The 3,584-nt window shown below is 43.1% G+C and carries 3 protein-coding genes; all 3 read right to left on the bottom strand.

The features are described from left to right. On the bottom strand, window positions 1-387 hold a 387-nt coding region (locus U9Q77_05905; protein ID MEA3286891.1), incomplete at its 3' end, for a nucleotidyl transferase AbiEii/AbiGii toxin family protein. A gap of 205 nt (window positions 388-592) precedes the next feature. Continuing rightward, on the bottom strand, window positions 593-1,414 hold the full coding sequence (locus U9Q77_05900) for a transcriptional regulator (GenBank protein ID MEA3286890.1): 822 nt from the start codon (window positions 1,412-1,414) through the stop codon (window positions 593-595). 920 nt (window positions 1,415-2,334) lie between these two features. After that, the coding region (locus tag U9Q77_05895) for a malectin domain-containing carbohydrate-binding protein (GenBank protein MEA3286889.1) at window positions 2,335-3,584 on the bottom strand (1,250 nt) is incomplete at its 5' end.

Here is a 3,584-nt window from a genome sequence, read left to right as displayed (position 1 = left end):
CATCCCCTGATCTTCAATGAGATACCAGATATCATAGAAATCCCTGGCCTGTACCCGCTGCATCACTGATCGCAACTTCTCAACCAGTATCTCTTCCAGTGTGTAGCAAAGTAATTCATGACTTTTCTGGTCTGAGTATCCAAGTATCGCATCCTTCAGTTCTGGATTGGAAACCAGCTTTTCACTCCTGGAGATATCGACCTTGACCTTCTTGTTGGCACCAGTACCACCCTGTGGTCCCGTGTAACCTATGTAAAAGTTGATTCCCCCATCGACATGTTCATTTGTGTCTATGAGATTTAGTGGAATATTTGCGGCCTCTTTGACGAACTTGAAAACATCAGTAAACCAGTCCAATATCGTCTTGCTGTCAACACCCTCGTCCAGTAGAGTAAACTCCAGATCCTCCGAAAAGCGATAGTCCTCGAAGTAGACTTTTTAAGAACGGTGCCCCCTTTGAAAGCAAGGGTTCTTGATAGTTCCTCATGTTGAGAGATCCCCTGTAAAATCCAGGAGAGGATGTAATCCTTCTCGATCTGTTGATCACGCACACCAAGCCTATTAGCTTTTTGCTGGATTTCACCAGGTCGGATCATGTGAATCTCGCTTCAAGAATTGTCTGAGGATCTACATTCTTCTGTATTCTCCACCTACTTAGAAACGTACCGGAAGCGGGCACTTCCGTGTCCAATATGACATACGAAGCCGTCCTCCTTGAATGTAGAATTTCAATAGCATCTGTTGGGATTTGCATAAGTTCCAGTAAATAACCCAATCGCTTGATCACGGCTTGTGACTTGAAGCGTTCCGTATAGCTCAGCAGTTTCAAGAAATCCAGTTTCTCCCTTGCCATATAGATCGCCTTTGCAATCTCAGTAATTCCCCCAGCATATTCCGGTTTGTACAGACAGTCAATTATTGTCTTTTCAAGATCTGAGCACTTCACCTTGTCAAAGCTATTAATCCAGCTTTCCTTTCCGCCGAAGAATCGCTTTGGATTGTGATAGATAAACTGAAAGGTCGTTCCTCTGATAGTCATTTTCGATGGCTTCATTTGTCGTGATACGACAATTTGTTCTTTCAAGGATGGCTGCGTGATCAAGTTGTGAATCTGAAGCGCAGAATAATATCCAATGTAATGCTCTCTCCCTCTCGTCAGAGGTTCAGCGAGTAGATGCCAGTCTGGCAAATAGCTTTCTGATTCGCTTTCATAGGGGATTATATGGTACAAGCCCCTTTTAATACGCATGAGCAAACCATGCTTCACCATGCTGCTCAGCAAGTTCCTGATTGCGCCTCTACTTGATTCTGGCAAGACCGATTCGAGCTCTTCAGTCTCAAAAACGACCTTGTTCAATGAGTTGAAGTGGTTTAGAACTGTGCTTGACAGAGTTGATACAGGTTTATTTTTCATAGATTATTAATCGCTTACATGCTTATTTATACGATACAACACATAATATTAATTATGTTACATATCATGTTAATCTCTGATATTCCGACATACAAGATATATTAAATAACTTTACTGGTGGAAGCGATGATATCCTGCGGTATGTTGATGCAAAATGTTGTATCTAGTGTCACGTTAAGCATGATATATTGCAACCAAGCCCTGTCTACCGGAGGTAGATCACGTTCTTTTTCCCGCTAACTGCCCTTCGGCAGTGCTCAGGAACCACGTTAAATATTGTTACTATAGCTATACTTCGATAAACTCAGCACAAGTGGCTATGGTAACAATATTTGCCTTGTTATCGAAAAAAATCCCCGCGACTTTTTGCACATCTCATGCTTAACATAACTCTGGTTGGTTTTCTGCAAGATAACATCGGGTTTCATTTTACTATTTTGACACAATCACTATAATCAACTGACTGTCAATCAGTTGTTTCGGACTTAAAATCCCTCGCCCTGATACGTCTGCGTCCTTCGATAGGCTCAGGACTACGCCGTGACAATAAAGCCATGCCGGGGCGACCTCGTCCCGTTGTAGCATCGCGGAAACGGGATCAAGGCCCGGGGTACACCTCTATCACACAGATACACAGTCACTTACACCATTAATGAATACGGAGATATCTCCCCCATTGATCGCGTGGATAAAACAAATAGCACCACCACATGCCAAATATTTTGATAATATATTGATGCAGTTTTGAATTCTCCTCTACATCAATATAGCCCCGCCGACACCTGGTTTGTGAAGCCTAGTAGGGTGGATGAATTCTAATTGTTTTACATCTCCTTTTGATAATTATTAAAAATGTATCACGTAGATATGTATACAGGCTTCTTAGCCACATTTTTTTTACGGTATTGAGAAACTGATCCCTATTTTAATAATAGAATCTTTCTGCTTTTAATAAAATTCTGTGACTCCAATCGCACAATGTACGTTCCACTTGCTAGATCTTTCCCGTCAATTGCCAGCTGGTACCCGCCAGGGTAGTAATTTTGTGAAACAAGCTCGCGAACCAGGGATCCCCTTACATCGTAGAGGAAAATATCTACCCAGGCAGATTCAGGAATAGTAAAATCAAAATGAGCTTGGGAGTTGAACGGATTCGGATAGAAATGATTAAACTGATAATGCTCAGGTTTAACATTGCTGTCAACATTCACCCAATACTCGCCATTGATCTGTATGGCATTGAGAACAGGACCAGCATAAGCATAGCCCTCACCATAATTCAAAGCAGACCCCAGAATATCCAAGCTTCCATCACAGATCTCAAATCCAGGGAGGTTAACACTGAAGACACTGGTATTCCCAACCACATTGAAAACATCCAGCTCAGCCACAATCAACGAATCTTCAACATACAGTTGGAAAACGCGCTCACCTGTTTCATCGTAATAGTGTTCGGCAAAATGCAATTGAATATCGAATATCCCTTGATTTAAGCGAACATGATATCGGGAGAAACGATTCAGAGATGTGGCCATAACACTATCCAAGTCAGTATCAGCAAGATCCGGATACCAGGTCGCAATTTGGTTACCTCCGCCTTCATGTCCATATTCCACAGATTCTGACCAAACCTGATCGGCTAGAAAGGCCTGAGCTCCTGGACCACCGCAATCAATATTAATAGGCAAATCCAGGGGAGCCGGCATATTGATAGATACACTTGTATTCACCTGAGTATTTACCGGATCAGCCAGATCCTGTATTCCAAAAGCATACAAAACTGCAGAGCCGGAAAAGCTCAGGTTCTGGACCTTGAGACTCACCGTGCGTTGGTCTGGCTGGAGGGTGACGGCAAGAATTGGTGCACCAGTGATGGCGTAGGTTGACAGGGTTTCAGCGGTTAAAGGATCAAGCTCTTCGCTGAATTGTACAACTACTGAATCAGGATAATGAGCTCTGGCCCATAGAGCATGGGGCGGATGGATGTCAACTCGGCCCTCTTCACCGGGAAGTGTCAGACATAAAATCATTTGGCCTTCTTCATAGACAACGTTTTCAGCAACCAGCAGTGCATTATTCCCATTCCAGGACCAACCATCACTCTTCTCCCACCTGATTGGATCATATTCATCAAAATCATCGAGCCAGACAGGAGTAAAATTCTGGTCAT

The sequence above is a fragment of the Candidatus Neomarinimicrobiota bacterium genome (genome assembly GCA_034716895.1).
GTDB lineage: Bacteria > Fidelibacterota > UBA8477 > UBA8477 > JABMPR01 > JABMPR01.
This window is presented reverse-complemented; position numbering and strand designations above follow the sequence as displayed.

Bases quoted from the DNA above. Each gene is read 5' to 3' on its own strand.
- U9Q77_05900 (MEA3286890.1), bottom strand. From the start codon at position 1,414: ATGAAAAATAAACCTGTATCAACTCTGTCAAGCACAGTTCTAAACCAC.